This is a genomic window from Iodidimonas sp. MBR-22 (assembly GCF_029946565.1).
Lineage (GTDB): Bacteria > Pseudomonadota > Alphaproteobacteria > Sphingomonadales > Rhodothalassiaceae > Iodidimonas > Iodidimonas nitroreducens.
In genome coordinates, this window is the sequence record NZ_JARKVQ010000009.1 from 17,959 (window position 1) to 44,690 (window position 26,732).

The 26,732-nt window shown below is 56.4% G+C and carries 22 protein-coding genes; 11 read left to right on the forward strand and 11 right to left on the reverse strand.

Annotation, left to right across the window (positions count from 1 at the left end):
- Positions 1 to 3 precede the first annotated feature (3 nt).
- The 5 genes from QK300_RS08265 (at position 4) to QK300_RS08285 (ending at position 6,830) form a co-directional block, all read left to right on the forward strand.
- On the forward strand, positions 4 to 993 hold the full coding sequence (locus tag QK300_RS08265; RefSeq protein ID WP_281301219.1) for a type II secretion system F family protein: 990 nt from the start codon (positions 4 to 6) through the stop codon (positions 991 to 993).
- The gene (locus QK300_RS08270; RefSeq protein ID WP_042087334.1) at positions 990 to 1,973 is read left to right on the forward strand and encodes a type II secretion system F family protein; all 984 of its coding nucleotides are present in this window, start codon (positions 990 to 992) and stop codon (positions 1,971 to 1,973) included. The genes QK300_RS08265 and QK300_RS08270 overlap by 4 nt, the downstream gene beginning before the upstream one ends.
- A gap of 102 nt (positions 1,974 to 2,075) precedes the next feature.
- Entirely contained in the window at positions 2,076 to 5,108 is a 3,033-nt protein-coding gene (locus QK300_RS08275; RefSeq protein ID WP_281301220.1) for a TonB-dependent receptor, read from the forward strand.
- A gap of 121 nt (positions 5,109 to 5,229) precedes the next feature.
- Positions 5,230 to 5,574, forward strand: coding sequence for a hypothetical protein (locus QK300_RS08280; protein WP_281301221.1), 345 nt, complete (start codon positions 5,230 to 5,232; stop codon positions 5,572 to 5,574).
- A complete protein-coding gene (locus tag QK300_RS08285) occupies positions 5,574 to 6,830 on the forward strand; it encodes a HipA domain-containing protein (RefSeq protein ID WP_281301222.1) in 1,257 nt (418 codons plus the stop codon). The genes QK300_RS08280 and QK300_RS08285 overlap by 1 nt, the downstream gene beginning before the upstream one ends.
- 369 nt (positions 6,831 to 7,199) lie before the next feature.
- Here the strand turns inward: QK300_RS08285 and QK300_RS08290 are convergent, their stop codons facing one another.
- Both QK300_RS08290 and QK300_RS08295 read right to left on the reverse strand, forming a co-directional pair.
- The gene (locus tag QK300_RS08290; RefSeq protein WP_281301223.1) at positions 7,200 to 7,730 is read right to left on the reverse strand and encodes a carboxymuconolactone decarboxylase family protein; all 531 of its coding nucleotides are present in this window, start codon (positions 7,728 to 7,730) and stop codon (positions 7,200 to 7,202) included.
- A gap of 93 nt (positions 7,731 to 7,823) precedes the next feature.
- On the reverse strand, positions 7,824 to 8,378 hold the full coding sequence (locus QK300_RS08295) for a peroxiredoxin (RefSeq protein ID WP_042087335.1): 555 nt from the start codon (positions 8,376 to 8,378) through the stop codon (positions 7,824 to 7,826).
- 113 nt (positions 8,379 to 8,491) lie between these two features.
- Between QK300_RS08295 and QK300_RS08300 the strand changes: the two genes are divergently transcribed.
- The gene (locus QK300_RS08300; RefSeq protein WP_281301224.1) at positions 8,492 to 9,394 is read left to right on the forward strand and encodes a hydrogen peroxide-inducible genes activator; all 903 of its coding nucleotides are present in this window, start codon (positions 8,492 to 8,494) and stop codon (positions 9,392 to 9,394) included.
- A gap of 53 nt (positions 9,395 to 9,447) precedes the next feature.
- On the opposite strand, the gene QK300_RS08305 is transcribed toward QK300_RS08300, so the two are convergent.
- The 5 genes from QK300_RS08305 to QK300_RS08325 all read right to left on the reverse strand — a co-directional run bounded on the left by QK300_RS08305 (position 9,448) and on the right by QK300_RS08325 (position 14,652).
- The gene (locus tag QK300_RS08305) at positions 9,448 to 9,843 is read right to left on the reverse strand and encodes a DUF2335 domain-containing protein (RefSeq protein WP_281301225.1); all 396 of its coding nucleotides are present in this window, start codon (positions 9,841 to 9,843) and stop codon (positions 9,448 to 9,450) included.
- Between the two features lie 41 nt (positions 9,844 to 9,884).
- Positions 9,885 to 10,166 carry a hypothetical protein gene (locus QK300_RS08310; RefSeq protein ID WP_281301226.1) on the reverse strand — a complete coding sequence of 94 codons (282 nt, stop codon included), beginning with the start codon at positions 10,164 to 10,166 and terminating at the stop codon, positions 9,885 to 9,887.
- Positions 10,167 to 10,260: 94 nt separating this feature from the next.
- Positions 10,261 to 11,550 carry an amidohydrolase family protein gene (locus QK300_RS08315; protein ID WP_281301227.1) on the reverse strand — a complete coding sequence of 430 codons (1,290 nt, stop codon included), beginning with the start codon at positions 11,548 to 11,550 and terminating at the stop codon, positions 10,261 to 10,263.
- Entirely contained in the window at positions 11,547 to 13,019 is a 1,473-nt protein-coding gene (locus tag QK300_RS08320) for an amidohydrolase (RefSeq protein ID WP_281301228.1), read from the reverse strand. Before QK300_RS08320 ends, QK300_RS08315 begins: the two co-directional genes overlap by 4 nt.
- Before the next feature lie 34 nt (positions 13,020 to 13,053).
- The gene (locus QK300_RS08325) at positions 13,054 to 14,652 is read right to left on the reverse strand and encodes a peptide MFS transporter (protein WP_281301229.1); all 1,599 of its coding nucleotides are present in this window, start codon (positions 14,650 to 14,652) and stop codon (positions 13,054 to 13,056) included.
- A gap of 503 nt (positions 14,653 to 15,155) precedes the next feature.
- On the opposite strand from QK300_RS08325, the gene QK300_RS08330 reads away from it, so the two are divergent.
- On the forward strand, positions 15,156 to 16,526 hold the full coding sequence (locus QK300_RS08330; protein WP_281301230.1) for a TldD/PmbA family protein: 1,371 nt from the start codon (positions 15,156 to 15,158) through the stop codon (positions 16,524 to 16,526).
- Entirely contained in the window at positions 16,523 to 17,353 is an 831-nt protein-coding gene (locus tag QK300_RS08335) for a 3'(2'),5'-bisphosphate nucleotidase CysQ (RefSeq protein ID WP_281301231.1), read from the forward strand. Before QK300_RS08330 ends, QK300_RS08335 begins: the two co-directional genes overlap by 4 nt.
- Positions 17,354 to 17,366: 13 nt before the next feature.
- On the opposite strand, the gene QK300_RS08340 is transcribed toward QK300_RS08335, so the two are convergent.
- The 3 genes from QK300_RS08340 to phaZ all read right to left on the reverse strand — a co-directional run bounded on the left by QK300_RS08340 (position 17,367) and on the right by phaZ (position 20,252).
- Positions 17,367 to 18,050, reverse strand: a complete 684-nt coding sequence (locus tag QK300_RS08340; protein WP_281301232.1) for a TorF family putative porin — start codon at positions 18,048 to 18,050, stop codon at positions 17,367 to 17,369.
- On the reverse strand, positions 18,047 to 18,898 hold the full coding sequence (locus QK300_RS08345; RefSeq protein WP_281301233.1) for a M23 family metallopeptidase: 852 nt from the start codon (positions 18,896 to 18,898) through the stop codon (positions 18,047 to 18,049). Before QK300_RS08345 ends, QK300_RS08340 begins: the two co-directional genes overlap by 4 nt.
- Positions 18,899 to 19,025: 127 nt before the next feature.
- Entirely contained in the window at positions 19,026 to 20,252 is a 1,227-nt protein-coding gene (gene phaZ, locus QK300_RS08350; protein ID WP_281301234.1) for a polyhydroxyalkanoate depolymerase, read from the reverse strand.
- Between the two features lie 343 nt (positions 20,253 to 20,595).
- Between phaZ and QK300_RS08355 the strand changes: the two genes are divergently transcribed.
- Positions 20,596 to 22,200 (forward strand): PAS domain-containing hybrid sensor histidine kinase/response regulator, encoded by a 1,605-nt coding sequence (locus QK300_RS08355; RefSeq protein WP_281301235.1) that lies wholly within the window; start codon positions 20,596 to 20,598, stop codon positions 22,198 to 22,200.
- Here QK300_RS08355 and QK300_RS08360 read toward each other — a convergent pair.
- Positions 22,197 to 22,667 carry a PAS domain-containing protein gene (locus tag QK300_RS08360; protein ID WP_281301236.1) on the reverse strand — a complete coding sequence of 157 codons (471 nt, stop codon included), beginning with the start codon at positions 22,665 to 22,667 and terminating at the stop codon, positions 22,197 to 22,199. The genes QK300_RS08355 and QK300_RS08360 overlap by 4 nt on opposite strands.
- A gap of 246 nt (positions 22,668 to 22,913) precedes the next feature.
- Between QK300_RS08360 and mnmD the strand changes: the two genes are divergently transcribed.
- Positions 22,914 to 24,842: a tRNA (5-methylaminomethyl-2-thiouridine)(34)-methyltransferase MnmD gene (gene mnmD, locus QK300_RS08365; RefSeq protein ID WP_281301237.1), complete on the forward strand. Its 1,929-nt coding sequence runs from the start codon at positions 22,914 to 22,916 to the stop codon at positions 24,840 to 24,842.
- Positions 24,839 to 26,707: an autotransporter assembly complex family protein gene (locus tag QK300_RS08370; protein WP_281301238.1), complete on the forward strand. Its 1,869-nt coding sequence runs from the start codon at positions 24,839 to 24,841 to the stop codon at positions 26,705 to 26,707. Before mnmD ends, QK300_RS08370 begins: the two co-directional genes overlap by 4 nt.
- The last annotated feature ends 25 nt before the right edge of the window (positions 26,708 to 26,732 follow it).

The window sequence follows — 26,732 nt, forward strand, 5'->3', positions numbered from 1 at the left end:
GGCATGACCGGCGCAGATAATGGCCTGTTGATGGGTCTGATCTTTATGGCCAGCTTTTTGATCTTTGCCGCGCTGGCCGGGGCGATCATCTGGTCGGGGCCATCGAACAAGCTGATCCGGGCCCGGCTCCATCGCTTTCAGGATCGTTTCGGCACCAGTGGCAGCGCCATCCGGGCGCGGTCGATCTTGGCCTCACAAGATAACAGCTCGCCCCTTGAAGCCCTGATCGGCAAGCTGGTTCCCAAGCCCCAAACCTTTAGAAAACGCCTGAAACAAACCGGGCGGGATATTCCCCTTGGCCGCTATGCGATGATCTGTGGAGCCGTTCTGATCGGCGCGATGCTGGTCTTCATGATCATCTTGTCCCTGCCATTCGGGCTATCCCTGCTTTTGGGCGTGATCATCGGCATTGGCCTGCCGCATCTGGTCATCTCGAAGATGATCGCCAAACGGCAGAAGATGTTTCTCACCTTATTCCCCGAAGCCATCGAACTGATCGTGCGCGGCTTGAAATCGGGTTTGCCGATCAATGAAACGATCAATATCGTCGGCTCGGAAATCAATGATCCCGTGGGGGTGGAATTTCGCCAGATCGCTTATCAGGTCAGCCTTGGCGAAACATTGGAAAAGGCCTTATGGGCGGCGGCGGGGCGGCTTGATTTTCCCGATTTCAAATTTTTCGTCATCAGCCTTGCCATTCAGCGGGAAACCGGCGGCAATCTGGCAGAAACGCTTAGCAATCTTTCGAATATCCTGCGCACCCGCCATCAGATGAAGCTGAAAATCCGGGCTTTATCATCCGAAGGCCGGGCCAGCGCCATGATCATCGGCTGCCTGCCCTTCATCATGTTTGCCATCATCTATGCCATGAATGCGGACTATGCCAGCATCTTCTTCACCGATCCCCGCGCCATGATCGTTTTGTTCGGCGCCCTGATCTGGATGGGGATCGGCGGTTTCATCATCTCGAAAATGATCAGTTTTGAAATATGAATGAGCTTATCCCCTTTGGCCTTAGCGCTCTTGATCTCGTCACCATCCTTGCAGGGATAACGGCGTTCATCGCCGTGTTGGCGGTTTGGCAATCGGGCATCGTTGCCCGCGATCCCATGAAGGGCCGCATCAAGCAGCTTCAGGAACGCCGTCAAGCCCTGCGCGCTGGCCTCATCACCGAGCCCAAGCGCCGCACCAGCCCGATCCGCAAGGCACAGGGCCTGAATGTGATGCGTTCGGTGGTGAAAAAGCTGAAGCTGGCGCAAAGCGAAACCACCCAGAAAGTATCGAAAAAAATGATGCAGGCCGGTTGGCGGCAAAAAGATGCGGTGATCATCTATCTGTTTTTCAAGATGGTTCTGCCCGCACTGATCGCCATCTCCAGCCTTTTACTGGTTTATGGCTATGATGCCTTTGCCGATAGCCCGATGCTCAAGGTTTTGCTCCCCCCCGGGGCCATTCTGATCGCTTTCATGGGGCCGGATCTGGTGGTAAAAAACCAGATCCAAAAGCGCATGGCCGCCATCCGCAAAGCCCTGCCCGATGCTTTGGATCTGATGGTGATCTGCGCCGAAGCGGGGCTGACCCTTGATAGCGCCTTTCAGCGGGTGACCGGGGAAATGGGCAAAAGCGCCCCGGAACTGGGCGATGAATTCGGGCTCACCACGGTGGAACTGGGCTTTTTGCCCGATCGCCGCCAAGCCCTGATGAATTTGGCTGAGCGGGTGCCCCTGCCATCAGTGCGCGGGGTTGTCACCACCCTCGTGCAAACAGAACGCTATGGCACGCCTTTGGCCATGTCTTTGCGGGTTTTATCGGCAGAATTTCGCAATGAACGGATGATGAAAGCCGAAGAAAAAGCCGCCCGGCTGCCCGCCACCATGACCGTGCCGCTGATCCTGTTCATTCTGCCCACGCTTTTTGTGGTCTTGCTCGGCCCCGCCGCTTGCCAGATTTCGGATGAATTGATCAACCGCTGATGGCAATCGAACAGGCGATGGGGCCATGGCTTTATTTGTGACTTGCCCCGAAGGCTGCCAGCCTTTACCCCATGGCCAGTTTCAAAAAGCACATATGGGCAGATGATGTTAAAACCCTTTCTGGTCGGTCTTTTCATGGCCGGTGTTTCCGCCATTCCCCTCGCCCATGCGCAAGTTTCCATGGATATCAGCCTGCGCACTGCGGTGGATAACCAGCCCCTTTCAAATATTCCGGTCATTCTGGAAAATCTGGAAACCGGGCAGGTGATCACCGGCACCACCGACCGGCGCGGATTGGTGCGGTTCAATGGCTTGTCCACCAGCGGCGAATGGATTGCCCGCACAGAACCCACCGAGGCTTATCGCGCCGCCCGCACCGAGGCCATCAACCTTCGGTCGGGATTTGACAGCAGCCTATCGCTGATACTGATGCCGGCAAGCGAACTGGAAGAAATCAGCGTCACCGCCAGCCGCAGCTATGGGCGGCTCAATCGCAGCAATGCGGAAATTTCCGCCAGCTTCAGCGCCGATGAGATCGAACGGCTGCCGGTGGAAGGCCGCAGCCTTGAGCGGGTGCTGTTTCGCCTGCCGAATGTGACCCAGGCCACCGGCTTTTTTAATGAAGCGCCTTCGATTGCGATCAATGGCGCCAATAGCCTGTTCACCAATTATATGATTGATGGCCTTGATAATAATGAGAATTTCCTGGGCGGCATGCGCTTTCCCGTGCCCATCGGGGCGATTGAGGATGTAACGGTTCTGGCCAGCAATTATTCCGCTGAATTTGGCCGCACGGCCAATGGGATTGTCAATGTCACCACCAAATCGGGGGGCAATGAGGTGGAAGGCGAGCTGTTTTTCGTCTCCCGCCCCGGGGGGGCCTTGTCCTCGAATAACGGCTTTAATCCCCGGGATCTGAGCGGCAATCTGGTGAGCAATGATTTCCAGCGCTATCAGGCCGGATTTGCCGTGGGCGGCCCGATCATCGAGGATCGGACCTTTTATTTCATCAATTTGGAATATACCCGCGACGACACCAATAATCTGCTGAATGTGCCGGAATTGGGGGTGGCCGAACAGATCAGCGGACAGAATGATTTTCTGCTGACCACGGCGCGCATCGATCATCGCTGGACAGACCGTTTATCAAGCACCTTGCGCCTCAATCATGGCCGGGTAACATTGGAACGCCCCGGCGGCGGCATTTCGGGTGGCACAATCTTTCCCTCTGCGGGCAGCGAACAAACCCGATATTCCACCAATGCCGCCTTGACCACCACCTATCGCGGGGATCGCTTCACCTATAGCGGATCGGTGCAATATAGCCGCTTTGATTGGAATTTCACCAAGCCCTTGGCCGATAATGAGAATGCCCAAGCCACCCTGCTCGATCCTTCGGGCCGGGCCATCGCGACCATCGGGCATCCCGGTTCCGTTTTTGACGAGCGGGAAAATACCGTGCAATTCCAGCAAAAGCTTTCCTTTGAAAGCGGCCGCCATCGCTTCAGCTTCGGCAGTGATGTGATTATTTCGGATTTCAGCCTGAAGGGCGGCGGCAATCCCAATGGCAATTTTCTGCTGATGCTCGATGAGGCGCAGCTTGGTGCCTTGCGCAACAGCAATCTGGGAAGCGATTTTTCCATCAATGATCTGCCGGCCAATCTCGATGTGATCCAGGCAGTTTTTGAAACGGCGCCACAGGCTTTTGGCACCAGCCAGGAAACCTACAGCCTGTTTGCCGAAGATCAGATCATGGTGACGCCGGATCTGTCTGTCACCCTTGGCTTGCGCTGGGAATATGACAGCCTGTCGAAAGGGGCATCGGGATCGGGGGATTTCAATAATATCGCCCCCCGCATCGGAGCCAACTGGTCCTTCAGAAAAGATATGGCTCTGCGCGCGGGGGTCGGTCTTTTCTATGAAAAAGTGCCCTATACCGTTGTCTCGGATGCCTTGCAGTTTTCCACCGATACCCCGGGCTTTCGCGGGCAATTGCAAAGCCTGATCGATCAGGGGCTGTTGCCCGCCAATGCCGATATCGATCAGATGACGAATGCCGGAACGCGGGCCATCGATGCCGCCGATCTGTGCAATGGCTTTGGCGATTGCCCCGATCCCGCATCGGTTCGGGATCGCCAGAATGCGCTAAGCTCCAGCGAATTGCGGATTCTCAATCCCGATGGGCTGGATAATCCCTATGCCTTTCAGGCGAGCCTGGGCTGGCAATGGGAAATGCCTGGGAATTATCTGTTGTCCATCGATGGCATGTGGTCGGAAGGGCATAATCTGGTGCGTTTGCGCGATGTGAATGCCCCCGCCCCCTTCACATTCAATCAGGCGGCTTTCGATGCTTTGGGTGCCGAAGCCGTGGCCGCCTTGACCCCCGAACAACGTCAGGATCTGGGGCTGGTGCGCTCATCGGATGCCGCCAATGCCACCCGCCCCGCGCTTTTGGCGGATGGCTCCATCCCGGCGGGCGGGGCGCGCTCGATCATCATGTCGGAAACCGATGGCCGCTCGCGCTATCGGGCGCTAACCATCAGCATGGAAAAACCCCGCGATGCCGATCCCTATTCCTTCCTCATTGCCTATACCCTGTCGCGGCTGACCAACAATACCGATGATGTGAATTTCCGCGCCAATGATTCCAATGATTTCGCGGCTGATTTCGGGCCTTCGCTCAATGATCGCACCCATGCCCTCTCCACCCTCTTTTCGGTTTATCCGCTGGACGGGCTGACCCTGAGCATCGCCGGGCTTTTCCAATCGGGGCAGCCGATCAATTTCGTTCCCGATGCGCGGGTTTTCGGCACCACCGATCTCAATGGTGATGGCTTATCCTTCGCCGATCAATTCACCGGCAATCCTGATAGGGCGCCGGGCTTTGATCGCAATTCCGGGCGGCTGTCCTTTGCCAGCACCATCGATCTGGGGGCGGCCTATGAAATCCCGCTCTTTAGCAACAGAATGGAACTGCGGATGGATATATTCAATCTGTTCAACGCCAATAATGACAGCGGCTTTCCGGTGAATTTCACCCAATCGAACCAGATCCAAACCGCCGGACAGGATTTTGTGCAACGCTCTGCGGCCCCGGCGCGGACGGTGCAGCTTAGCGCGCGTTTTCTGTTTTAGCCTGAGCCATGATCGGGTGATATTCGGGGTTCATTCTTATAGTCTGAAGGACGCATTTTTCTTGAAATAATGTCCACCATCACTTGCACTAAACCATATAGTGTATAGGATGGTGGACATAATGAGTGAAAAAACCAAGGCCAATCTTCCGATCCCGGTCCGCCGTGCCCTGCGAAAGCTGGGCGCGGATATCCGCGATGCGCGCCGCCGTCGGCGTATCCCGACAACCGTGATGGCGGAGCGGGCGATGATCAGCCGCATGACGCTCAATAAAATTGAAAAGGGTGAACCCAGCGTCAGCCTTGGCATGTACGCCACGGTCCTTTTTGTTCTGGGGATGACGGATCGTTTGTCTGATCTGGTTGACCCAAAACATGATGCCATTGGCCTGAGCCTTGAGGACGAACTTTTACCGCAGCGCATTCGCAAGCCCAAAAAACCAAGCAATACCAAAGAGGGCGACTGATGGATCGCGAAATTTTTGTCTATATTGATCTGCTTAGGGAGCCGCATTTGGTTGGTCGGCTTTGGTCGCGTATCCGCAAGGGCCGCGAAAGCGCTTCCTTCGAATATGATGCGACCTGGCTGGAACATGCCGAGCGCTTTGCGCTTGAGCCTGCCTTGGCACTTGCGCCGGGACCGTTCCACACGCCACCGGAAAAGGCACTGTTTGGAGCCATAGGCGATTCCGCGCCGGACCGTTGGGGTCGCGTGCTGATGCGCCGGGCAGAGCGCCGCCGGACTGAACGTGAAAACCAGACCCCGCGCACGCTTTTTGAAACCGACTTTCTGCTTTTGGTGGATGATGACGCGCGACAAGGGGCGCTGCGTTTTAAAACGGCGCTGGATGGGCCTTTCTTGGCACCTGAAGAGTCCATGCGTATTCCGCCTTTGGTCGCATTGCCCCGCCTGTTTTCAGCCGTTGAACGGGTTGCCAATGAGGAAGAGGATGATGAAGACCTTAAACTGCTGATCGTGCCGGGTTCATCTTTGGGTGGGGCGCGGCCCAAGGCATCGGTTCGGGATCATGACGGCCAGCTTGCCTTGGCCAAGTTTCCGCACCAGCTAGATGATATCAATGTGGTGCTATGGGAGGGGGTTGCGCTTGCCCTTGCCAGGAAAGCGGGTATCACTGTGCCGGAATGGCGCATTGAGCAGATTGGCGGCAAGCCGGTTATTATCATTCGTCGATTTGATCGTATCGGCGGCGAGCGTATCCCGTTTCTGTCGGCCATGAGCATGCTTGGCGCGAACGACAACGAAATGCATTCCTACCTTGAGATTGCCGATGCCCTCCGGCAATATGGCGCTGCAACCAAAGAGGATTTGAGCCAGCTTTGGCGGCGGATTGTGTTCAGCGTTCTCATTTCCAACACTGACGACCATCTCAGGAACCACGGGTTCTTATATGGCAGCTATGAAGGGTGGCGCTTGTCCCCCGCCTATGACCTGAACCCGGTCCCGGTGGATATTCGTCCGCGTGTGCTGTCCACAGCCATTGATATGGATGATCCGACCGCCTCAATTACTCTGGCATTTGAGACGGCTGACTATTACGGCCTGAAAAAAGCAGAGGCCCAAGCCATTGCCATTGAAGTTGGCCGTGCGGTGGCCACATGGCGCAAAGAGGCCGTAAGCTTAGGCTTGTCGCCAAGGGATATCGGGCGCATGGCATCCGCCTTTGAACATGCGGATTTTGAGAAGGTGAAAGCGCTGGTTTGAGGCCCTCGGATTTTGAGGCCCCATGATGAAGCCTTCCGCCGGTCAGGATTTTGTGCAACGCTCTGCGGCCGCGGCGCGAACGGTACAGCTTAGCGCACGTTTTCTGTTTTAGCCTTTGCCGAGACAGAATCTGTCGCAAATAATGTCAAAAACATGACAATAGAGATGCCTTTTTCTTGATATTAGAGTGCATTTCGTGAACACTGTGTCTTGAACGGAAGCGGGAGCCATCTGGCTCTCGCCATACGTTCTTATGTGGCTGTTTTTAATGGCCGCATATCCTCGCTGTCGTGACTCGGGCCGGGTGCCAGTGGCTACCCGGCCTCTTTTTCAGCCCCACAGCAGGCACATGCACCATCTAAAAACCGTTCAGGCGAGGGCTTCTTCTCCATCAAGGGTGCACGCCACGGCATGAACGATGGCCGCAATCCGGACCGCCGTTTGAATGGCTTCCGCGCTCAATCCACCCTTCCGCAGCACCGCTTCATGGCTATCGATGCACATGCCGCAGCCATTGATGGCGGATACCGCTAGCGAATAGAGCTCGAAATCAACCTTATCGATGCCCGGATTGCCGATCACATTCATCCGCAGCTTTGCCGGCATGGTTTTATAATCGGCATGGGATGATAAATGCACGAAGCGGTAATAGATGTTGTTCATCGCCATGATCGATGCCGCCGCCTTGGCCGCATTGATCGCTTCATCGCTCAGCTTTGTGCTCACCTCTTCATGAACATGCGAGATCAGCGTGGCATTGGATGAAGCCAGCGCACAGGCCAGCAGGGTCCCATAAAGCTGCTGCTGGCTCAGCCCCTGTTCCCGCGACAAGGCCGAAAGATTGAGCTTGATGTCTTTGGCATAATCGGGGATCAGCGCTTTCAAGTCTTCGAGTGCCATGGGTTTTGCTCCTGTTATGTCTGTGAATTTTTCACGAAAAAGCCCGGCCAGAGCAGCGCGCCGACCGGGCCTTTTCATCTGCTTGCAGAAAGATCAGGCGACTTCTTTGGCCACGTCGATGGTGTCTTCGCCGCTATGCCAGTTGCACGGGCACAGCTCATCGGTTTGCAGGGCATCAAGGATACGCAAAACCTCTTCGGGATTGCGGCCCACGCTCAGATCATTGGCCTGCACCATCCGAATGATCCCATTGGGATCCACAAGGAAACTGGCGCGCAGGGCCACGGCTTCATCCTTTTCCAGAATGCCAAGAGCGCTGGACAATTCTTTCTTATTATCGGCAAGCCAGGGGAATTTCACCGCGCCCAGATCTTCGCGGCTTTTCCGCCAGGCAAAATGCACGAAATCGGTATCGGTGCTGGCACCCAGAACCACGCAATCGCGATCCGTAAATTCATCGGCCAAGGCATCGAAAGCCAGAATTTCGGTGGGGCAAATGAAGGTGAAATCCTTCGGCCAGAAAAAGACCAGCTTCCATTTGCCGGAAAAATCCTGATCCGTCAGGCGCGGAAAATCGCCATCGGGCAGATCGGTATTGCTGATGGCCTTCAGATCGAAGGCGGGAAATTTATCACCAATGGTCAGCATATCTTTATCCTTTGTGCTGGAGTGGACACGCAATGTGAACACCCTTTATGTGACACTGTTGCAATTATTGATCAAACAGATATTTTGAATGTCATTAATCGATTGAGGCGATCATGATCACACCCACGTTGAAACAATTGCGCTATCTGGTGGCTTTGCACGATCAGATGCATTTTGGCCGGGCCGCCGAGATGTGCCATGTCACGCAATCCACCCTCTCATCGGGCATTGCCGAGCTGGAAAGCCTGCTCGATGTGGCTTTGGTTGAGCGCACCCGCCGCGCTTTATGGTTCACACCCTTGGGGCTCTCGGTGGTGCATAAGGCGAAAAAGCTGCTGCGCGAAGCGGACGAACTGGTGGAATTGACCATGGCCACCAAAGAACCTCTGACCGGCACCATCCGCATGGGGATCATCCCCACCATTGCGCCTTTTTTGTTGCCCCGGGCCATGCCCATTTTGCGCCGGGCCTATCCCGGTTTAAAACTGCATTTGCGCGAACAGATGTCGGAAACCCTGTGCCACGAGCTGCATGCGGGGAGCCTCGACATCATCCTCTATGCCTTGCCCTATCGCTGCGGCGATGTGCATCTGGAACCTTTGTTCGACGATCATTTCCTTGCCGCTTTCCCCCCCGGCGACACGCCCTTGCCCGCAGAGGTGCAGCCAAAGGACCTTGATCACGAAACCCTGCTTTTGCTGGAAGAAGGCCATTGCCTGCGCGATCATGCGCTGGCCGCCTGTTCCTTGCCCGGCATCGACCCCACCCGCTCGATCCTCAGCACCAGCCTTCATACATTGGTGCAGATGGTGGATAATGGCATGGGGATGACCCTGATCCCGGAAATGGCCATCGAAGGCGGCATTCTGAACGGCACCCATGTGCGCACCGTGCCCTTGGCGGGAAAGGCACCGGCCCGCACCATTGGCCTTGTCTGGCGGAAAAACGCCGCCCGCCACGCAGATTTCATGCTGCTGGCCAATGCCCTCAAGGACTGGCACGAAAAACGCGGATGAAGGCCTTCGTGAAAAAATAAGCAGATTGATCTTCAGGAAGCCCAGATTGATCCTCAGGAAGCATTGCCATTCCGGCCACGGACCAGAACCGTTATGATCCCTGCAACGCCAATCGCCAATATGCCGAGCCCTATTTCAATCATCCCGAACCAGCCCGCGGCAAAAGCCATAGCAAAAATAAAAAGAGCAACGAACGCCCCCAGATATTGTCCGCGCTTTTCGGCTGCCAGTTCACCCTTCAGGCCAAGGCGCTCCATCTCGCGGCGATGATCGGATTCCTTGCCCCAATTGGCGATGATTTCTGCTGCAGCGCCCGGCACCAGATCATCATAAGCTTCCAAAATATCTGGCGGGGGAATGGGACCCTTATAGCTTCGTGCAACCATAACTAAGCCGCCATCGGCGCTTTCGTCATTGTCTGCATTCACCTCCGAAGGAACGGATTCCATGCCTTTTTCTTTGGAATTGTCACCGGATGATTGCTGATCACTCACAAACGATATTTCTTCCGAACATTCCGCAGGCTGCGTTGGCCATCCTTGCCAATCCGATCGAAATCATCAGCCAAGGCATCAGCTTCATCAGCAGGGGCTGGGCGGGGGCGCGGCTCATAAAAACTGGTGAATGCCGCCAACCCGGAACGCAAGCCGGAATAAAAGGCTCGCGATTTACCGCGAGCGGCCCAATCACCATGGTCAGATTTGAATGCGATCTTATTCATAGCTATCAAAATAATACGATCCTGATAGTCCGTCCAGCGAAAATGGCGCATCTAAAAGCCGAAGCTTTTCTGAGGCCAAAAAATAAAGGCCGAAAAAAGGAGCCAAAAACACAGTCTTTGGCTCCTTTTAAAATTCGCTTAAACCTCAATCGCGATAGGCAAAGGGCTGATCGCCGCCCAAATTCATATAGCGATCCCGCAAAAGCGTTTGCCGGGAGACCAATTCGATTTCATCGCCATCAATGAAAACCGCATCCGGGCTCGACATCACCTCCAAAGGATCGCCATCCCAGATCACCACATCGGCGCGCTTGCCCGGTTCCAGTGATCCAAGTTCCTTTTCCACCCCATAAAGCCGCGCCGGATTGATGGTAATGGAGGCCAAAGCATCAGCCCAATCCATGCCATTCGCCACCGCATTCCCGGCATATTGCAAAACAAGCCGGGCATTATGGGAATCCGCCCCCGTATCGCCAATGGCCACCAGCACGCCCGCTTGGGTTAAACGCGCCGCATTTTTCTGGGTCGCGGCCAGATGCGAGAAATCCGACGGCAGATTATCGAAGGGCTGCATGATCACCGGGATTTTTGCCGCCGCCAATTGATCGGCCAGCATCCAGCCTTCAGCCGCGCCAACAATCGCCAGATCAAGCTTCGGCATGTCCTTTTTCAGGCGGATCACCTGCAATAGATCACCAGCCCGGCTGGCATGGATCAAAAGCTTTTGATCGCCGCGCACCACCGGGGCCAAGGCTTCAGCATCAAGGGCGCTGACCACCCCCGCCCATTCAGACGGATTGGGGGCCTTGGCATAGCGATTGGCATCTTTCAGGGCATTGACCAGCCAGATCACTGCCCCCGCGCGGGAATTTCCAGCTTTATCACCCCCATCGGCCCCCAGATAGGCGGTCATGAAGGCGCGGGGCCGGGTCACCAGATCCATGCCTTCACCCAAATGGATGAGCACGCCCTGGCCTGCCAGCACATGATCCCCGCCCGAAGCCGTAACAGCGGCGCGGGTGATCCCCTCGATCCGGGTGACGGGAACAAGGCTGGAAGCAGGATTAATGGCATAGCTCACATCAAAAGCCGCATGAAAGGGCACATCACCGCTGACGCTGCCATCGCGGGTATCTTCCACCGCGCCCACCTCGACCAGACCGATCTGGGTGAAGGCGGCGAAAATGCCCGGGGTCACCGGGCGGCCCTCGGCCTTGATCACCCGATAGCCATCGGGCACGGCCAACGCGCTATCGCCCACCGCCTCGATCACCCCATCCTTCAATAAAAGGGTGCCATCCTCGATCAGGCCCGCCGGGCCCATGCTGTGGATGGTACCGCCGGTAATGGCAATGGATTGGGCATCGGCCTGCCCGGCAAAAAGCGACAGACCGGCCATCAGGGATGTTGCCAAAGATGTTGCCAAAGCTTTCATTTCGCATCTCCCGCACCGGGTTGGCCCAATTCGAAATCCATCACCGGCTGCACGGCGCGATCATTCAAATCCCAGACCAAAGCCCCATCCACATAAACCTTTTCCGCTTTTGCATAGCTGGAGAAGGGATCATCCGTCCATAAAACCACATCGGCATTCTTGCCGGGTTCAAGGCTGCCGGTTTGCGCATCGATCCCTAAGGACCGCGCCGGATTAAGGCTCAGCCATGTCCATGCGGTTTCCTTGCTGATCTTCAGCCCTGCCTTATTGGCATCGGCCATGGCTTTAGCGGCTTCCTGATTGAGCCTTTGGATCCCCACTTCGGAATCGGAATGAACGATGGCGCAGGCCCCGGCCTGATGCACGAAGGGGATATTTTCGCGAATGCCATCATAGGCTTCCATCTTAAAGCCCCACCAATCCGCCCACATGGCCGCACAGGTGCCATTTTCAGCCAGCAGATCAGCCACTTTATAGGCTTCGACCGCATGATGGAAGGTGCCCACCTGATAGCCGAATTCCTTTGACATATCAATCACCTGAGCCATTTCATCAGCGCGATAGCAATGCATATGAACGATGATGTCGCCATCCAGAACACCTTTCAGGGTGTCCAACTCAAGATCGCGGCTGGGTGCCTTCACCTTGTCTCCGCGCGCGGCCTTGGCCTCATACTCATCCCATTTCACCTTATAATCGGTGGCTTTGATCCAGCTTTCGCGATAGCCCGCAAAATTGCCCATCCGGGTTGCAGGCGAACGCCCCTTGCTACCATAAACCCGCTTGGGATTTTCCCCACAGGCCATTTTCAAACCATAAGGCGCATCGGGAAATTTCATCCCCTGAACCGTGCGCGCCGGCACGTTTTTCAAGGTCACTCCCCGCCCGCCAAACAAATTGGCCGAGCCGGGCAAGGCCTGCAAAGCGGTGATCCCACCAGCCAAAGCCCGCACGAAACCGGGATCTTGCGGCCACACCGAATGTTCGGCCCACACATTGGCGGTGACCGGGGCCGTGGCTTCATTTCCATCGGAATGAGCCCGCACCCCGGGGGAAGGATAAACCCCCAGATGGCTGTGCACATCGATAATCCCGGGTGTGACCCATTTGCCTGCGGCATCGATGATCACCGCATCCGCCGGGGCTTTGATATCTTTGCCAATGGCACTGATTTTGCCGTCTTGTAGCAGCACCGATCCATCATTGATGCGATTGCCCGCACCATCCAGCACCACGGCATTGCGAATGAGCGTGGGTCGGCTTGCCAGCGGGCGATAGGTCGAGGGATAGGGATCAGCGGCAGAGCGCGCCGTATCTGATCCCTTGCCTGCCGATGCTTCCGCCGTTGCGATTGAGCCAGACGCGCCCCCATTGCCAAGGGCGGTCGCGCAACCCGATAGGGTGAGCGTCATGGCTGCGGCGATGGCCAGTCCCGCTGTTTTGTCTTTCAGCCTTTTATCTTTCAGCATGTTGCCTCCTCAAAAGATGATTGAAGCCCCGATTTTATGATCTTGTTTCCCGCTCCGGGTGGATGCCAGCGGCCTGCGCTTCGCCCACCTCTTCATAGCCCGCCAGTTCCAGATCATCTTTCAGGGTATCGAGATGCATCAGCCGTTTCACCAGCGGCGCAATCATCATGACCAGAACCCCCACACCCAAAGCCACAAAGCCGATGGTGGTGTAGATTTCCAGAACATATTCCTTGGCCATATCCGTCCCCCCGGCATGGCCGCCGCTGCCCGTGGCGCTGGCGATCAAGCCGGCAACGAAATTGCCCCCGGCGGTGGCAAAAAACCACGCCCCCATGATCAGGCTGGCCATATGCTTGGGCGCCAGCCGGTTCATGGCCGAAAGCCCCACCGGCGATAAGCACAGCTCACCCGTGGTGTGCAGCAGATAAATCAGGAAAATAAACACGACCGGGGTCGCCGCATTGACGCCCACCAGATGGGCCCCCACAACCAGCACCAGAAACCCCAGCCCCAATTGCACGATCCCAAGGCCGAATTTGGCCGGGGTGGACGGTTCCAGCCCGCGCTTGGCCAAAAATACCCATAGCCCCGCAAAAACCGGCCCCAGCAACACGATATAAATCGGGTTCAGCGATTGAAACACCGATGCCGGAACGCCCATGCGATCCACATAACGATCCGTGAACAGATTGAGCGACGACCCCGCCTGCTCGAACAATCCCCAGAAAAGCGGCTGCAAGGCGATCAGAAACACCACAGCGAAAATCCGGTCGCGCTCATGGGGGCTGAGCTTGGTCATCGCCTCATAAATCACATAGCCCAGCAAAATAATGCCAGAGCCCAAAAGCAGGCTGCCCACCGCGCCTTGCATCTGAACCAGCATCCAGATGCCGCCAACCGAAAGCAAAGACAGCAGATAAAGCGTCCATTCCAGACTGAGAAGACCAGCGATTTTGCGCTTCAACCGCGCCGGATCGGGGGATTCACCCCGGCCCAGCAGCAAAGGCGTTTTCCACACAAAAACCAAAAGACCGAGCAGCATCCCGATGCCCGCAGCGCCAAAGCCATATTTCCAGCCATAGGTTTGGCCCAGATATCCGGCAACGATGGTGCCGATGGCCGCCCCCACATTGATGCCCATATAAAAGATCGTATAGGCCCCATCGCGGCGCGCATCGGTGAGGGAATAAAGCTGACCAACAATCACCGAAATATTGGCTTTCAAAAAGCCCGAACCAACGATGATGAAAGAAAGGGCCAGCCAGAAAATATTGAGGGCGGGATCATCCTGGCCACCCGTGCCTTCAAAAGCCATCAGGCCATGGCCGCAGGTGAGCATGATGGCCCCAAATAAAACCGCCTTGCGCTGGCCAAGATATTTATCCGCCAGATAACCGCCCAGCACCGGCGTGATATACACCAGCGAGGTATAGGTGCCATAAATCAAAGAGGCCGAGCCATCGGAAAAAAGCCAATGCTGGGTCAGGTAGAAAATCAGCAGCGCCCGCATCCCATAATAGGAAAAGCGCTCCCACATTTCTGCCATGAACAGAACATATAAACCTTTTGGATGCCCGAATAATTCGCCCCTGCCTCCCGAGGCTGCGGAACCGATGCTGTTATCAGCCATATATCCCTCTCCAGATTCCCACAATGCGGCCTTGTTCGTCGGCCATGTTTTTTTCTTTCTAAGCCCGATCACAAGTGCAATCGAACCTGACCATAAAAAGAACCACAGAAATCCCGCTTTGCACAGCCCCCGAGTGGCGGCATGGCTGACATTTTTATTTTTACGCGAATATGACATGATATTTCACAGTGAAGTGATGAGGCAACATCGCGCATGGGGATGACATATTCTGGCACTTTAGCTATAGTGATTGGTGCAAGGTCGGGTTTTTACTCGCGCCTTGTGATCATGAAGCGCACGACGTTCCCCCTGTTCCGACCCACTTGCCTTGGGCTTCATGATCTTCTGTCAGGCCTCCGCAGCACCCTCTGCGGGGGCCTTTCTCTTGATGCGCGCCTTTTTGGGGTGATCGCGATCCCATCTCCAGGGCCTGTCATGTCTTGTCTTGTGATGGTCATGGGCTCATATATCTAGGCATGTTCACGCACCACCAGAGAGGCCCTATGCCCCCATCCATCACCAAACCAGCCCAAAGCAACAGCGCCGCCGATATCCTTGCCGATCTGATCGAGCGGGCAAAAAAAGCCGGAGCCGATGGCGCCGATGCCTTGGCCATATCGGATCGCAGCATCGGAATCAGCTATCGATTGGGCGTTCTGGAAGATGCCGAGCGATCCGAAAGCACGGCTTTTGGCTTGCGGGTGATGATCGGCCAGCGCAGCGCCACGGTCTCCACCTCCGATCCCAATCCCGATGGCCGCGCGGCTTTGGTGGAGCGCGCCATCGCCATGGCCCGGGTGGCCCCCGAAGACCCATGGATCGGCTTGGCGGACCCGGCTTTGCTGGCCCGGATCAGAAATGCTGAGGGCCTTGAACTCCATGATCAGAACGAGATCGACGAGGCGACGCTCACCGCTTTGGCGCAAGAAGCCGAAGACGCCGCCCGCGCGGTGCCCGGTGTGACCAATAGCGGGGGCGCGGGGGCCGGGGCATCCAGCATGCGGGTTGATCTTGCCACCAGCAGCGGCTTTCTGGGTGGCTATGATGGCACCAGTTTTTCCGTTTCGGCCTCGGTTCTGGCGGGCGAAGGCACCGCCATGGAACGCGATTATGATTTCAGCACGGCCCGCCATTTTGCCGATCTGGCCTCGGCGGAAAGCGTGGGGCGCGAAGCGGGCCAGCGCACGGTGCGCCGGTTGGGGGCCCGCCGCCTGCCTACCGGCAGCCTGCCGGTCATTTTCGATCCCCGGGTTTCAAATAGCCTGCTCGGCCATTTTGCCCAAGCTGTGAATGGCGCGGCCATTGCCCGGGGCACCAGCTTTCTGCTCAAAAAAATGCATGAGCCGGTGTTTGCGCCGGGCATCCGCATCCTTGATGATCCCCGGCGGGTGCGGGGCCTTGGCTCCCGCCCCTTTGATGGCGAAGGATTGGAAACCAGGCCGCTCACCCTGATCGAGGATGGTATCCTGCAAAGCTGGGTGCTTGATTGCGCCACCGCCCGCAAGCTCGATCTAAACTCAACCGCATCGGCCACGCGGGGGATTTCATCGGCCCCCGGCCCCTCCACAAGCAATTTATATATGGAGCCGGGCACATCCACGCCCGAAGATCTCATCGGCTCCGTGAGCCGGGGCTTTTATGTGACCGAACTGATCGGCATGGGGGTGAACCCGGTGACCGGCGATTATAGCCGGGGCGCGGCAGGTTTTTTGATCGAAAACGGCCAGATCAGCCATGCCGTGAGCGAAATGACCATTGCCGGCAATCTGAAGGAGATGTTTGCCACACTCACCCCGGCCAATGATCTGGCCTTTCGCTTTTCCACCAATGCCCCGACCCTTTTGATCGGCAGGATGACCGTCGCCGGGACATGAGCCAGCCCGCCCCTCTCAGCCAAAACCTCGAGGAATTGGAGCAGATCGTCAGAGACGCCGGAGCCCTGGCCCTCGGCTATTTCGGGATGCCGGTCAGGGCTTGGGAAAAAAATCCCAATGATCCGGTGAGCGAAGCCGATCTCGCGGTCAATGATCTGCTCCATGAACGCCTGCAGATAGATCATGAAACCGGCTGGCTATCGGAAGAAAGCAGGGATGATCCCGAACGCCTCTCGAAAGCCGCGACATGGGTCGTTGATCCCATCGATGGCACCCGCGCGTTTTTGCGGGGTGATCCATCCTTTGCAGTTTCAGTGGCTTTGGTCCAAAATGGCCGACCGGTTCTGGGGGCCGTTTATCGCCCTGCTTCTGATGAAATGTATCTCGCCCAAACAGGCTGCGGGGCCAGCCTGAATGGCAAAAGCCTGAAGGTGAGCAAGCGCAAAAGCCTTGAGGGCTGCAAGATATTTGCCGAAAAAGAGCTGATGCACGATGCGCGGCACTGGCCCCTTCAATGGCCGCAGATGCGCTATCTCTCCTTGCCCGCTTTGGCTTTGCGGCTGTCATCCATTGGCGCGGGGCGGGCCGAAGCCATGATCAGCCTGCGCCCCAAATGCGATTGGGATCTGGCGGCAGCGGATCTGATTTTGCACGAAGCCGGGGGCATTTGCCTTGATGAAACAGGGGCGCCCCTCAATTACAATCAGCCCAGCGCCCGACAATCTGCGATCATTGCCACCACCCCCCATTTGCTGAATGCCATCCGCCAACGCATCGATCCGGCCTTAGCCGGGATCAAGGCTGCGGGCCTTACCAAAGGCCATTGATCAGCCACATAGCCTAGAAGAAAACGCGCAAGGCTGCCACCAACCGGGCATCGCCGCGCGGATCATTGCGATCGCTGTCTTCATAATTCAGGCTGAATTCAAAAGCCTGATAGCCCGCCGCCAAGCCCATCCCCCAATCGGTTTTATTGGCCGCCCCATCAAACAGTTCATAACCCACATGCGCCACCGCCGTGAGCCAGGGCAGGCGGGGGATCGGCACTTCGGTTTCCAGATAGCTGTATAAAACATCGCGATTGCGTAAGCTCCAGCGGCCATCAGGGGCATAGGAAACGCCCGCCGCCGCCACAAAAAGCCCCAGATCGCGTGAGAGGCGCGCGCGTATCTCAGGGGTGACAAAGCCATCGCCGCCCACAAATCCATCCGCCAGCACCGAAAGATCAAGCTGATAGGCCTCGAGCGGCAGGCTCAGCCCGACGATCCCACTGATGCGCGCATCATTGCCCATGAAATCATCAATGCTGGCCACCGTAAGCCCGCTATAAAAATGTCTGCCAAGATCGGCAAAAATCCCAAAGCTGGCCGATGGATCTTCATCGGATAAGGAAAGCCCGCGATCCACCAGATCGCTCATCACCGCCGCATCCATGGAAATTTTCACATCCTGCGCTTTGGCCATGGGGGCCAAAAGGCCGATCAGCCCGAAACAGGCAAGCGCCTTCAGTGCTGCACCCCTCATGGGGCCGCGCCCTCCTGTTGGGGCATCTGAAGCACCAATTGGGGATCGATGCGGGTATCCAGCCAATTGATCCGCCAATCCACATGCGGCCCGCTGGCCCGCCCCGTGGCCCCCAAGGTGGCAACAGGCTCGCCCTGTTTCACCTGATCGCCCACTGCCACATCAACAGATTTAAGATGCATCAGGGTGGAACTGACCCCAAACCCATGATCGATGATCAAAATGCCGCCTTCCAGCAGAAAATCGGGCGCGGCCAGGCGCACGATCCCGGCTGCCGGGGCCACCACCGCAGTGCCCGGCGCCGCCGCCACATCCAAACCATAATGGGGCGAGCGCGGCTCACCATTCAGGATTCTTTGGGAGCCATAAACGCCCGAAATCCGCCCCTTGGCGGGCAGAATGAAGCCTTCGCTCCAAGCCATCAGATCGCTCATTTCCGCGCGGGCCGTGCGCACCAGCCCGGTTTCATGGCGGCGACGCTCATAATATTCCGGCGGCGGGGTTACGGTATCGGGGGGCAGGCCATCCACCCGTTCCACCTTGAATTCACGATCTTCCAGTGTCAGATCATGCTGCGCCACCCGACCATCCGGGCTTTTTATCCGCAAGATGTGCGAAAGCGGGGCATCGCGCCCAAAGCCGATGACAAAGCGCCCATCAACCGCCACCCTTATGGGCTGATCATTGAGGAAAACCGACGATCCGGGGGTGGTTTTGCCGATCACCATGCCCCCTTGCGCTAAATGACCGCTCAGCAGATCAGGCAAGGACGCAAACAGATCAGAAGCCTTGGCACAGGGGGCGGCCATCATCAGAATGACCCCCATCATCATCAGAAACAATCGCACCCATCGCCTCCCTTATCCGCATCAGACATCATATCACAGCACCAGAATGCGGCGAGATGAAGCCAAGATCAAGGGATGGCCGAATGCAGGAAATAGTCAGGCCCTTACCGTCCGGGTGGACCGGACCCTAATTCCCATCATGCTGGCGAATGAAGGCCTTGACTTCAGGGGCGATCACCTCGCGCCAGCGGCGGCCATTGAAAATGCCATAATGGCCAACCTTGGGGGCCATGAAATAGCGCTTTTTCGCCGGATCGAGATTGCTGGCCAGATCGAGCGCCGATCTGGTTTGGCCGATGCCTGAAATATCGTCGCGCTCGCCCTCAACACACAGGATGGCGGTGCGGGTGATCGCCTTGGGATCAACCCGATGCTCATGATGCATCATCTCGCCTTTCGGCAGGGCATGGGTCTGGAAAACGGTTTCGATGGTTTGCAGATAAAATTCCGCTGTCATATCCATGACCGAGCGATATTCCTCATAGAAAAACCGGGTCGCATCCGCGCTTTCGCCATCGCCTTCCACCAGATGATTGAAGAATTCATGATGCTTCATCATATGATCGCCCAAATTCATGCTCATGAACCCGGCCAATTGCAAAAATCCGGGATAAACCTTGCGCAACATGCCCGCATTGGGCGGCGGTACATGGGTGATCACATTGCGCTCAAACCAGCTCAAAGGCCGGGTGGTTGCCAATTCATTCACCGCTGTGGGATTGGCACGGGTATCGATCGGCCCACCCATCAAGGTGATCGAAGCCGGGGCGGCACGGTTTTTTTCAGCCTCCATCCGGGCCACGGCGGCATAAACCGGCACCGCAGGCTGACACACCGCAATCACATGGCATTTCGGGCCGATATCTTCGAGCCAGCCAATCACATAATCGATGTAATCATCGAGATCAAAACGCCCCTCGAACAAAGGGATATCGCGGGCATCGCGCCAATCGGTGATATACACATCATGATCAGGCAAAAGCGCCTCGACCGTGCCGCGCAAAAGGGTTGCAAAATGCCCCGACATCGGCGCCACCAGCAAAACCTTTGGATCATTTGGCCGCCTGATATCCCGCACGAAGCGCTTAATTTGCCCAAAGCCCTTGCGATACATGATTTCTTCGGTCACCCGCACATCGCGGCCATCGATATGGGTCCAATCCAGATCGAAACGCGGCTTTCCATAGCGCCTTGTGCTGTGTTCAAACAGATCAAGAGCCGCCGATGTCATCCGGCCCATGGGGGTAAAGCTTAAGGGATTCATTGGGTTACGAAAAAGAATTTGCCCTTGATCCGCCAGATAACGGGCTGGAGCCACGGCCGTGTGCTGAAGTTCGTATAATGAATAAAGCATTCCGCAAACCAATCTGTAAAAGCGTTAATCGACCCTCAATCTTAGGGGCAGAATCTATTGCAGTGCAATAATAGGGCAAGCTTAGCTGTAAGGACAGACTCATTTTTTCATCATGTTTCATCGCAGGCCACAAAATTCTAGCAGCGCTTCCTTGCGCAAAGCTTAATCCGCCTTGGCTGTAAGGCATGAGTGCAGCGGCGGTGACGGATAAACCTGAGATAGTTGTCTGTAATTTTTATTCTTGTATCAAGAGTTGATACGGATCATAAAAAATACTGTATATTTATGGCATTTAAGCCGCAATCCGCCTGACCGATCAGTGCCGAGATGAACAAGAAAGCGCATGATGGACGAACAGGACCAGCGCATTGACGATAAAAATGCACGCGATGTCATTAGCTTAGCCAGCAAGGACGCAGAGCGTTCAGCGCCTAGAATCGATGTGCTGCCGGCATCATCCGTCTCGCAGATGATGGAAATGGCCACCCAGGGCTTTGTGGTGCATCGTGGGGCTGCGCCCCTCTATATCAATCAGGCGATGAAAGATATGCTGGGGGTGAGCGACGATCGCCCTTTGCTGCAAAAGTCGATTCTGGAATGGATTCACCGCCATGATCGGGAGCGGGTTGCCGATAGTGTGAAGCGCCGGATGCGGGGTGAGGCGGTTGATGAATTTGACCGTTTTCGCCTGTCCCGGCCCGATGCCGCTGAATTTTGGGTGAATTGCCGGGCGACTTTGGTCGATTGGCCCGATGGACCGGCGATTCTGGCCTCTCTCACCGACATCACCCAATTAAAACAGACCGAGCGCGCCCAGGAACGATCCGATGAACTTTTCAAGCGGGTTTTTCATGCCACGCCCGATATGATGTCTCTTACTTTCATGCGGACTGGCATTTTTCTGGATGTGAACGATAATCTGTCCAACGCCGTCGGCCTGAGCCGACGGGCCATCCTGGGGCAAAGCATCTTTGATCTGGAAATCTGGGAAGATCCCACTATTCCGCTCAAGATTGCCGCCACCCTTAAAAGCGATGGCTGCATCCGGCATATGGAAGCCAATGTGAGGCGCCGGGATGGCTCGACCTTCCCCGTCAAATTTTCCGCAGAACTGATGATCGTCGATGGAGAAAAGGTGGTTTTGCTCATTGGCCGCGATATCACCGATGAAAAAAGATATGAAACCGAATTGCGCAAAAGCCGGGATGCCGCTGAACTGGCCAACCGCACGAAATCGGAATTTCTTGCCAATATGAGCCACGAATTGCGCACCCCTCTCAATGCCATTCTGGGTTTTTCGGAGATCATCAAGGATGAAGTGCTGGGGCCACTGGGAGATCGCCGCTATAGCGAATATGCTGCCGATGTGCATCGGTCGGGCACCCATCTCCTTGAGATCATCAACGACATCCTCGACCTGTCGAAGGTCGAGGCGGGACGACTGGAGATATACCCATCCAGGGTGGATATCCCCAATGTTGTGAGCCAATGCCTGCGGCTGGTGCAGGAACGGGCGGATCAGGCGGATGTCAGCATCCACAGCCTGATCACACCGGATAATTTCTCGATGACTTTGGATCGCCGCCTGTTCAAGCAGATCCTGCTCAATCTGCTGTCCAACGCCATCAAATTCACCGGTAAGGGTGGATCGATCCATCTTGAAATCAAAGCCAAAAGCGATGGTGGCTGCCATGTCAGCATCACCGATACCGGGATCGGCATGAGCAAAGAGGATATCACCCAGGCCCTTACCCCCTTTGGGCAGGTTGATGGAGCCATGACCCGCCGCCATCAGGGAACCGGGCTGGGGCTGCCCCTTGTGGCCGCATTTGTGGCGGCCCATCAAGGCAGGCTCAAAATTGAAAGTAGGCCGGGGAAGGGCACCATGGTCCTGATCGACCTGCCCGATGCCGATGGCCCGGAAAACGCGGATATAATCTGGAGTTAATTGAATTCCAGCAAGAACAGGATCATCGTCACATCAACCCCGTTTGATGACAAAGGCAAGGCCAGAACATCATAGCTGCGATAGGTGCGCGGCGACCATTTAAGGGGAATATTCCGGCGATAGATGGGGGCCTTGCGCCTTATCAAGACATCACAGCGTTCGATCACCCCACGACCGCCCTTTACTTCATCGATATAATGCCCGGTCAGATCAATCCCCGACATCGCGACCAGCCTTGTGCCAAACAGGCGCACACGCAAGCGCCCGCTTCCTGCCTCGATATCCATCAGGCACAAATCGGGCAGCAGGCCAACCATTTCAGAAGGATTGAAATCCTTGCGTTCGGGCATCACCCTCCCCGCCCGGCGGCTTTCCCACAAAGATAATAAGGTGCGCACAGACCCTTCGGGAAGATCCTCCGCTTTGACATCGCTGACAAACTCAGAACCACTAAAATCCAGCAGCATCAGCACCTCCCCGGGCACCGCCTGAAACATGCACGAAAAAAAGTGTCTCTTATTCAGCGGGAAATTGCAAATCACGGCCCATCAGAGCGAGCGCCTTAACGCGATCAAAGGACACCGAAAACGGCCTTCGCCCCGCAGCTTCGATCTTCTGACCGCCCCGTTTTTCAACCCTCAGATGTGGCGAGAAAACCTGTTATTCTGCGGGCTGGAGGCCTATGTCTAAAGCCTGATGTGGAAAGCTTGAAGATGACCAGAAACGATCAAAACATCCCCAACCACCCCACCCATCCGGCCTTGAAATGGGATGGGGATGCGCCGCTCTCGATCCATTATGAAGATAAATATTATGATACGACTCACGGCCCGGCGGAATCCCAAGCCGTGTTTATCGCCCCTTGCCGGCTCGATGAATTATGGCATCAAGGCGATTTTATCAGCATCGGCGAAACCGGCTTTGGAACCGGGCTCAATTTCCTCAAAACCTGGCAGGAATGGATAAAAGCCCGGGCCAGCGCCCGCCTGCATTTCATCTCGGTGGAAGCCTTTCCCCTTAAAAAAGCCGACCTCGCCCGCGCCCTCAGCCCCTTCACCGATCTGAAGCCTTTGGCGGATCTTTTGCTCGCCCAATGGCCGCCCGCAACAGCGGGCTTTCACCGCCTGATCTTTGAAAATGGCTCGGTGCATCTCAGCTTATGTTTGGGGGATGCGGCTTTGATGCTATCGCGCCTTGAAGCGCGGATCGATGCCTGGTTTCTGGATGGCTTTGCCCCGGCCCGAAATCCCGCCATGTGGAGCCCCGAACTTTATCAGCAGATCGCCCGCCTGAGCCACCCCGATACCCGCCTTGCCACCTTTACGGCAGCGGGCCATGTGAAGCGCGGCCTTGAGGCGGTGGGGTTCAGCATGGAAAAGCAATCCGGCTTCAATGGCAAGCGCGAACGGCTTCAGGGGCGCTTTGAAAAGGCTGAAAGCGGCCCTGAAAACACGTCCCCATGGTATCGCCTGCCGTCGCCATCCAAAGGCCCGGTGGCGGTGATCGGCAATGGCATTGCCGCCCATATGATGCTGGCAGCCTGCCATGATCACGGTTTAGCCACGATCCAGATCGCCGCGCCGCCCCTAGCCCATGCCCCGCCTTTGCCCGCGGCCCTGCTGGCCCCTCGGCTCGATCTGGGATCATCGGCATGGGCGCGATTGTCTCTAGCCTCTATGCTTTTTGCCTGGCGCTTTTATGATCGCCTCGGTGTTTGGGAGCATCCGCGCGGTGTGCTTCAACTGCCAACGGGCAAAAAAGGCGGCAGACCGGCCCGGGATGTGACCCAGATATTGAACTGGCCCGATGATCATCTGAGATTGATGCATGCCGATGAGGCCAGCACGATCAGCGGCTTTCCATGCGATCAAGATGCCCTTTACTGGCCAAAGGCAGGCTGCATCAATCCTGCTGTTCTCTATGATCGGGGGCCAAAGGCGGATCGGCTGATCTCAGCCGATGCCGATCACCTGCGGCCTTTATCGGGATCATCAGGAACAGGCCAAGCGGGTTGGCGGATTTGTGATCAGAGCCGCAAAATTCTATGTGAAGCGGCCACAGTGGTCATCGCCGCCGGGCCGGGATCGGCGGCGCTTTTGCCCCCATCCTTGGCCGCCGTGCTCCCCATCAGCGGGCAAAACGGCCAGATCAGCCTTTTGCCCCCGCATCCTTTGCCCAAAAAGAGCCTTTATCATGAAGGATATCTCAGTCGCACCGTGAAAACAGCCGCAGGTGAGCGGCGGCTGTGCGGTCATCCCTTGGCCTTTTCCGATGAAACCAGAAAGGCGCTCGGCCTTGATAGGGGGGCTGTGGTGCCGTTTGAAATCTGGACCGGCCAGCGGGTGATCACCCCCGATCATGCCCCGCTTGCCGGGCCGCTTTTTGATGAGGCATGGTTCAAGGATGCCTATGCGGGGGCACGGATTGATAAAAACCGCCGGGATCTGCCTTTGTGCGCGTATCATCAGGGGCTTTATCTGTTCACGGGGCTGGGGGCGCGGGGATTTCAAATCGCGCCTTTGGCCGCACAGGGGATTGCCGCACAAATTGCCGGCGCGCCATCCCCTCTCGAAATCGACCAAAGACAGCATTATCATCCGGCGCGTTTTTTGATTCGCTCCATCATCCGCGGAGATGCGTGATCCCTTTCCTGATCTGCAAGCAGTTGATCGCATCGATCTTTGGCCAATCCCATCTCCGGGCACAGGTGATGGCTTTGGCCGCCCTCATGGCTGTCTCGGCTTTTGCCGGGCCGCTTTGGGCACAAGCTGCCCCGTCTGCGGAAAGCCCGGCTATCAGCTATCAATTAAAGATTGAGGGCGTGGAGAATGGGCTCAAGGATCAGCTGACCCAACTCTCCGTTCTGAACCGGGAGAAGAGCACGCCGCCGCGATCTTATGGGGCCCTGCGCACCCGCATCGAGCGGGATCTGAAAAGCTTTCAAAAGGCGCTCAGATCCTGGGGCTATTATAATGCCACCCTCACCGATCAGATCGATAGCAGCCAATCGCCCGTAAAAATCGCTATCATCATCTTTCCCGGCCCCCTTTATAAAATATCGGATATCAGCCTCAATTTCATTGGGTCTGCCCCCGATGAAACCCTGAAACAAAAGCTTTTTGCCGAAATGAGCTTAAAGCCGGGCGATCCGGCCCGGGCTGCGGCCATCGTCAATGGGGAAGATCATATCGCCAAAGCCCTGCCGATAAACGGCCACCCCCTTGCCCAAAAAGCCACAAGGCGGGTGGTCATCGATCATGCCAGCAGCAGCGCAGCCATCACCTATCGCTTCGAACCGGGACCGGAAGTTCATTACGGCTCCGTTCTTTATGAGGGTTTGAAAAGCGTTGATGAAGAGTATCTGGATCGGCTGGTGCCCTGGAAGCCGGGCGAACCCTATGATCAGGCCAGCATCAATCGCTTTCGACAAGCGCTGGTCTCAAGCCGCCTTTTTGGCAGTGTTCGGATCAATTTCAAAGATCCCCCGTCCGATTTACGCCAACAAAAGGGGCCAATCAGCCCGCCTTTGGAAATCAATCTGGTGGAAACCAACCACCGCACCATTGCCATTGGGGCCGGTTTCACCACCACCGAAGGCTTTGGCGGCGATCTATCATGGGAACATCGCAATCTTTTAGGGTCTCAGGAGCGCTTAACGCTCAACGCTCGGATCGCCGAAATCGAACAATCCCTGATCGCCGATTTCCAAAAGCCGCATTTCCTGCGCCATGATCAATATCTAACGGTCCGATTAGGGGCCATTCGCGAAGATACCGATGCTTTTGATAGCCTTGAACTCAATGCCCGCCTCGGGCTGGATCGGGCCATTGGCCGCTATTGGCGATTGGGTGTGGGCACCGAGCTTGGTTTTACCAGTGTCGAGGAAATTGACGACCGTCGCACCTTTCTCCTCACCTCGCTCCCCCTCAATGCAACTTTTGATCAGCGCGATTCACTTTTAGATGCAACCCAAGGGGTCCACGCCCGTCTGGCCATCGCCCCCCATCTGGCCGAACAGAGTGGCCTGTTCAGTTTTTACAAGATGGAGTTCGATGCCAGCAGCTATCTCGCCCTTGATCAGCAAAAAAACTATATTCTGGCCGGGCGGGTGGCTTTGGGATCGATTATTGGAGCAGAAACAGACCGCCTGCCCGCCAATCGTCGCTTTTTCGCGGGCGGCGGGGGATCGGTACGCGGCTTTGGCTTTCAGGATGTGGGCCCCCTCAATGCCGAAGGAGACCCTTTGGGCGGACGCTCGAAATTTGAAGCCTCGGTGGAAGCGCGGGTGAAGATCAGTAAAAGCATCGGCATCGTGCCCTTTGTGGATGCGGGCGAAATCACCGGCAGCACCACGCCGCAATTTGAAGATTTGCGCTGGGGGGCGGGGATCGGCTTTCGTTATCATACCTCTTTTGCGCCGGTGCGGATCGATCTTGCCACCCCGATCAATCGCCGCCCCGGCGATAACCGGATTCAACTTTATATCAGCCTGGGGCAAAGCTTTTGACCACCCGCAATGCGCCCGCAAAACC